The organism is Anaerofustis sp. LCP19S3_F7 (genome assembly GCF_052119445.1).
GTDB classification, from domain to species: Bacteria; Bacillota; Clostridia; order Eubacteriales; family Anaerofustaceae; genus Anaerofustis; species Anaerofustis butyriciformans.
This window is the reverse complement of the sequence record NZ_JBQKFF010000008.1, coordinates 44869-51256: the sequence shown is the minus strand read 5'-3', so window position 1 is coordinate 51256 and position 6388 is coordinate 44869. Positions and strand designations below refer to the sequence as shown.

Below are 6388 nucleotides of genomic sequence, written 5' to 3'. Positions count from 1 at the left end.
ATATATAGTAATTATGTTTTGATTATATTAAAGTAAAGTATTATAATAAAATAAAAAAATAAGGGGAAATTAATATGAAAAAATTTAAAAGTAGTATTTTATTAATTTTAGTTTTTACGTTTGCTTTGATAGGTTTTGGGTGTTCTAATTCTCAAAGTTCAGAAAATACACCTGAAAAAAGTTAGTGCAATGCTTGATGCATATAAAAGTTTCGATATAGAAACATTGGATAATATTATATATTTAGATTATTCAATACAAGAAGGACTTGATAATATTGATGATATGTATGTAAAAGTATTCGAACGTTCAACAAAAAATCTAGAATATGAGATTTTAGATGTAAACGAGAGTGGAGATAGTGTTACTGTAAAAGTAAAAATCACAAATGAAAATATAGGTGACGTTTTGGTTGATGCTACAATTAAAGGTTCAAAAGACCAAGTTGATAAAAATTTAAGTGATGCAGAAACATATGATTATATTGAAAAGTATTTCTTTGAATCTTTGGAAAGTTTTGAACCAGATATTTTTAGTGAAGAGGTTGAATTTTCTCTTGTAAAAGTAGATGGAGAATGTAAAGTAAATCCTTTAGATAACGATCAGCTTAATCCTATTATGGGAAATTATTTTAAATCTATTAGTGATATGACGGAAGAATATGGTATATATTAAATATATTGTTGAATTTTCATAATTAAAAAAATTAATAAAACTTAATGAAAATAAATCATTTTTTGTTATATAAAAAGTAAACTGTATGAAAAAATTTCATAAATTTACTAAATATTCTTGACAATTAAAAATAATAAGTGTATTATATCAAACAAGAATACAAAGGAGAAAATTAAAATGAAAGGTTTAAGAGAACTAAATAGCTTTAAATTTTATAACTATTTTAGCTTTGCAAACTTTTATTTCTATGCAGGTTCTTTTTCACGTACAGATAAGCCTTTTAGTGAGTATAATCTTTAAATGTATTTAAAAAACGCAAAGTAAAGAATTTGGGGAACTCATTAAAAGGAGTTCCCTTTTTTATTTTACAAAATTAAAAAATTAACTTAAAGGAGAAAATCAAAATGATAGTAGTATTACAACCCAACTCAGACAAACTTGAAGTAGCCAAATTGGTTGCTCAAATCGAAAGCAAAAATTTAAAAATCCAACCAATCGAAGGAGAAGACCTTACTGTACTTGGTTTAGTAGGTGATACATCTGTTTTAGATGCAAAAACACTTGAAGCAAACTCAATCGTAAGAAGAGTTTTACATGTTGAAGAACCTTACAAAAAAGCAAACAGAATGTTCCACCCAAACGACAGCGAAATTAAAGTTGGAAATCAAGTTATAGGCGGAGAAAAACTTGCAATTATCGCAGGACCTTGTTCAGTTGAAACAAGAGAACAAATTACACAAGTTGCGAAAGATGTAAAAGCTTCAGGTGCAAACTTCTTAAGAGGCGGTGCTTTCAAACCAAGAACTTCCCCATACGCTTTCCAAGGTCTTGGATACGATGGACTTGAACTTTTAAAAGAAGCAAGAAAAGAAACAGGACTTCCAATTGTTACTGAATTAATGTCTACAAATGACCTTGAAAAATTCGTTGAAGATGTTGATGTAATCCAAATCGGTGCAAGAAATATGCAAAACTTCGATTTATTAAAAGAACTTGGTAAAATCAGAAAACCTATTCTTTTAAAAAGAGGTTTAAGTGCAACAATCGAAGAACTTCTAATGTCAGCTGAATACATTATGGCAGGCGGAAACGAAAATGTTATCCTTTGTGAAAGAGGTATTAGAACATTTGAAACATACACAAGAAACACTCTTGATTTAAGCGCAATTCCGGCAATTAAAAAATTAAGCCACTTACCAATTATCATTGATCCATCACACGCAACAGGTAAATGGTGGATGGTTGAATCTTTAGCTAAAGCAGCAATCGTTGCAGGTGCAGACGGACTTATTATCGAAGTTCATAACGACCCATTAAACGCTTTATGTGATGGACAACAATCTCTAAAACCTGAAGCATTCAACGATTTAATGACAGATTTAAGAAAACTTGCTCCAATCGTTGGAAGAACTTTATAAGGAAAAAATTATGGCTAAGAAAATTCATGTAAATCTTAATGAAAAATCTTATGATATTATTATTAAAGAAGATATTTTAAAATCATTATCAGAAGAAATAAAAAAAGTATATAAGGGAGAAAAACTATTTATAATAACCGACGATATAGTTGCAAGATTTTATCTTGATAAAGTTATAAATAACCTTAAAGACGGCGGTTTTAGTGTTGATTATATTATTCTTCCAAACGGAGAGAAAACAAAATCCATTGAATCTCTTGAACCTATATATAATGCTCTTATTGATTTTAACATGACTAGAAAAGACATGATTATAACTTTGGGGGGCGGAGTTATAGGTGACCTTGGCGGTTTTGTTGCATCTACATTTCTAAGAGGTGTTGGATTTATTCAAATTCCTACAACTCTTTTATCTCAAGTAGATAGTTCTGTTGGTGGAAAAGTTGCAATAGACCTTAAAAAAGGCAAAAATCTGGTTGGAAGTTTTCATCAACCAAAGCTTGTGCTTATTGATACAAATGTCTTAACAACTTTGTCCCTTAGAAACATAAAAGACGGTTTGGCTGAGGTAATAAAATACGGTCTTATATTTGATAAAGATTTCTTTGAATTTTTATCTAATCTTAAAACAAAAGAAGATATACTTAATAATATAGAACATATAGTATACACAAGCTGTAATTTAAAGAGAATTGTAGTTGAAGAAGATGAAAAAGACACAGGGGAGAGAATGAAGCTTAATTTTGGTCATACTCTTGCTCATGGAATAGAAGCTCACTTTAACTATGAAAAATATACTCATGGTGAAGCTGTGGCAATAGGAATGTATGAAATAACAAAACACAGTGAAAAACTTGGTCTTACACCTAAAGGCGTAAGCGATAAAATAAAAGATATTTTAATTAACTTTGATATGGAATACGATATCGGGGCAATAAATAATGACAGTATTCTTTCTCATATTTCTTCCGACAAGAAAAACGAAGGAAAAGTTTTAAACGTAATTCTTTTAAATGAAATAGGAAAATGTTATATACATAAGACAAATACACAATTTTTTAAGGATGAGTAAATGGACAATATTTTAATTAAACCAAGAAAATTATCAGGGGAAGTAATTGTTCCTCCTTCAAAAAGCATGGCTCACAGGGCGATTATATGTGCTGCTCTTTCAAAGGGTAATTCTATAATAGATAATATAGACTTATCCGATGATATAATAGCAACCATAAACGCAGCAAGAAGCATGGGAGCAAAAATAAAAATAGATAATAGAAAAGTAGTGGTAGAGGGGATTTTATCATCTCCAAACAATGAAGATTTTATAGTGGACTGTAACGAATCAGGCTCTACTTTAAGATTTTTCGTTCCAATAACAATGCTTCTTAATCAGAAAAAGACTTTTATCGGTAAAGGAAACTTAGGCAAAAGACCCCTTAATGTTTTTTACGAAATATTTGACAAACAAGGAATAAAATATTCTTATAAAAAAGATATTTTGGATTTGCAAGTAGAGGGAAAATTAAAAGCTGATACATTTTATGTAAGGGGAGACATAAGCTCTCAATTTATAACCGGACTTCTTTTCGCTCTTCCTCTTTTAAATGATGATAGTAAAATTGTAATAACTTCAAAACTTGAATCAAAAAGCTATTTGGATTTAACTCTTTCAATGCTTGATAAGTTCGGTATAGAAATTGAAAATAAGGACTATAAAGAATTTATAATAAAAGGAAATCAGGAATATAAGGCAATGGATTATACCGTTGAAGGAGACTATTCTCAGGCGGCATTCTTCCTTAGTGCGAACTATATTGGCAATGATATAGACATAAAGGGTCTTGATGAAAATTCCCTTCAAGGTGATAAAGAAATATTAAAATGGCTTGAAGTACTTAAAAATGATGAAAACAAAGTGATTGACGCAACAAACTGCCCTGATATTATTCCTATCCTTACGGTGTGTGCAGCTTTAACTAAAGGAAAAACGGAAATCATAAATGCAGGAAGACTTAGAATAAAGGAATGTGACAGATTAACTGCAATTTCAACTCAGTTAAATAAACTTGGTGCTGATATTATAGAACATGAAGAAAGCCTTGCAATAAACGGTGTTGATTCTTTAAATGGAGGATATGTTGATTCTTTCAAAGACCATAGAATTTCAATGAGTCTTGCCATTGCATCAAGCAGGTGCAAAGATGATATCATAATAAAAGATTATATGTGTGTTAAAAAATCTTATCCGCATTTTTATGAAGACTTTAAGAAACTTGGAGGAGAAATAAATGAGTGCGACATTTGGGAATAAATTTAAAGTAACTATATTCGGGCAGTCTCACAGCGAAGCAATCGGTGTTGTTATTGACGGAATTCCAGCAGGAGTAACCCTTGATTTTGATAAAATTGACTTTGAACTTAAAAGAAGACAAGGGGGCGATAAATTTTCAACTCCAAGAAAAGAAGCCGATACTCCAAAGATAATAAGCGGTTATTTTGATAATAAAACAGCAGGTTCTCCTCTTTGTGCAATATTTGAAAACAGCAATACAAGAAGTAAAGATTACAGCGAGCTTAAAGTAAAAATGAGACCTTCTCATGCTGATTATCCCGCATATGTAAAACATCACGGAAGCAATGATTACAGAGGAGGAGGAAACTTCTCCGGCAGACTTACTCTTCCTTTAACCTTTGCAGGAGCAATTGCAAAACAGCTTTTAGAAAAAGAAGGGGTATATATAGGTGCACATATAAAAAAAATAAACAAAGTTGAAGATTTGAGTTTCGATTACACCAATATTAACAAAGATATTCTACTTGGATTGAAAAACGAATCATTCCCACTTCTTGATAAAACAAGGCAAAATGAGATGGAAGATGTAATTTTAAATGTAAAAAATGAAAAAAACAGCATTGGAGGAATAGTAGAATGTGGTATAATAGGTTATCCGGCAGGTATTGGTTCTCCGTTTTTTGATAGTATTGAATCAAGAATGTCCCATATTCTATTTTCCATTCCAGCCGTTAAAGGCGTTGAATTTGGCGAAGGTTTCTCTTTTGCTGATATGCTTGGAAGTGAAGCGAACGATGAATATTATTATGATGAAAATGGCAATGTAAAAACTTTCACAAATAACAACGGCGGAGTTCTTGGAGGAATATCAAACGGACAGCCTATATGCTTTAGCGTTGTAATAAAACCAACTGCAAGCATCGCAAGAAAACAAAGAACCATAAATGTCGAAACAAAGGAAAATACAAGTTTGGAAATAGTGGGAAGGCACGATCCCGTTATTGTAAAAAGAGCTGTTCCTGTAATAGAAGCAGCAAGTGCAATTTGTTTATATGATTTTTTGTTATGTGATTAGGAGTTATGTATGAAGAGTTTGGAAGAATCAAGAAGAAGAATTGACGAAATAGATAAAGAATTAGTTAAACTTTTTGAAGAAAGAATGAATACTGTCGTAGACGTGGCGAAGTATAAAAAAGAAAATAATATCGAAGTATTAAATACCAAAAGAGAAGCACAGGTAGTTGAAAATGCAATAAACAATCTTAAAAACAAAGATTATTCAGAAGAGATTGCCGACTTTTTCAATCATATTATGGATATAAGTAAGAATTTTCAAAGAAAAGCAATTGCCGATAAGGCAATAAACATAATAAAAGAAAAATATACTATTGATTTGGTTGAAAGTGCTAATAAGATAGGTTACATAGATAAAATAAATCATTTATCAATTGATGCAATGAATTTATATTTTAACAAAGACCTTGAAGTAATTAAATTTGAAGAATACGAAGATATTTTAAAAGCTGTTTCAAACGGGGAAATAGACTTTGCCTTTTTGGCTTTAGATAATGCCGGAGACGGGCACGTTGCAAAAATGTATTCTCTTCTTGAGACTTACGATGATGTTTATATAAAAGATAAGTTTGTTGTAGATGATAACTTAAACGTAATAAACAAAAATAAATCTGATAAACTTGAAGATTTAAACAAATTTATAATTCTTGGTAAAGATAAATATTTCTGCAAAGATTGTACTAAAGTAGATTTACTTGTTAAAATCGACAATAAATCGAAATCATTAAGTCATTTAATAAGATACTTTGCAAATTATAATATCCACATTAATAAAATAGATTCAAAAGAAACAAATATATACAGAAAAGAATTTACAATTTATATTAATTTTGACGGCAGTTTACAAGATAACAATGTTTTAAAAATGTTATACGGACTTGACGGTGATTTGCCATATATAAGAATTCTTGGAACATATAAAGGATAG

General features: G+C 30.2%; 7 protein-coding genes. All 7 read left to right on the top strand.

Annotation, left to right across the window (positions count from 1 at the left end; all coding sequences use genetic code 11):
* The first annotated feature begins 189 nt into the window (after positions 1-189).
* The 7 genes from ACTQYZ_RS08440 to ACTQYZ_RS08410 all read left to right on the top strand — a co-directional run bounded on the left by ACTQYZ_RS08440 (position 190) and on the right by ACTQYZ_RS08410 (position 6388).
* Complete coding sequence (locus ACTQYZ_RS08440) at positions 190-675, top strand: hypothetical protein (RefSeq protein ID WP_441416384.1); 486 nt, start codon at positions 190-192, stop codon at positions 673-675.
* Positions 676-852: 177 nt separating this feature from the next.
* Positions 853-975: a hypothetical protein gene (locus tag ACTQYZ_RS08435; protein WP_441021601.1), complete on the top strand. Its 123-nt coding sequence runs from the start codon at positions 853-855 to the stop codon at positions 973-975.
* A gap of 104 nt (positions 976-1079) precedes the next feature.
* Complete coding sequence (gene aroF / locus ACTQYZ_RS08430) at positions 1080-2093, top strand: 3-deoxy-7-phosphoheptulonate synthase (RefSeq protein ID WP_441416383.1); 1014 nt, start codon at positions 1080-1082, stop codon at positions 2091-2093.
* A gap of 10 nt (positions 2094-2103) precedes the next feature.
* Positions 2104-3165 carry a 3-dehydroquinate synthase gene (gene aroB / locus ACTQYZ_RS08425; RefSeq protein ID WP_441416382.1) on the top strand — a complete coding sequence of 354 codons (1062 nt, stop codon included), beginning with the start codon at positions 2104-2106 and terminating at the stop codon, positions 3163-3165.
* Positions 3166-4404, top strand: coding sequence for a 3-phosphoshikimate 1-carboxyvinyltransferase (gene aroA, locus ACTQYZ_RS08420; protein ID WP_441416381.1), 1239 nt, complete (start codon positions 3166-3168; stop codon positions 4402-4404). It begins immediately after the preceding gene.
* The gene (gene aroC, locus ACTQYZ_RS08415; protein ID WP_441416380.1) at positions 4382-5461 is read left to right on the top strand and encodes a chorismate synthase; all 1080 of its coding nucleotides are present in this window, start codon (positions 4382-4384) and stop codon (positions 5459-5461) included. The genes aroA and aroC overlap by 23 nt, the downstream gene beginning before the upstream one ends.
* 9 nt (positions 5462-5470) lie before the next feature.
* The gene (locus tag ACTQYZ_RS08410) at positions 5471-6388 is read left to right on the top strand and encodes a chorismate mutase (RefSeq protein WP_441021591.1); all 918 of its coding nucleotides are present in this window, start codon (positions 5471-5473) and stop codon (positions 6386-6388) included.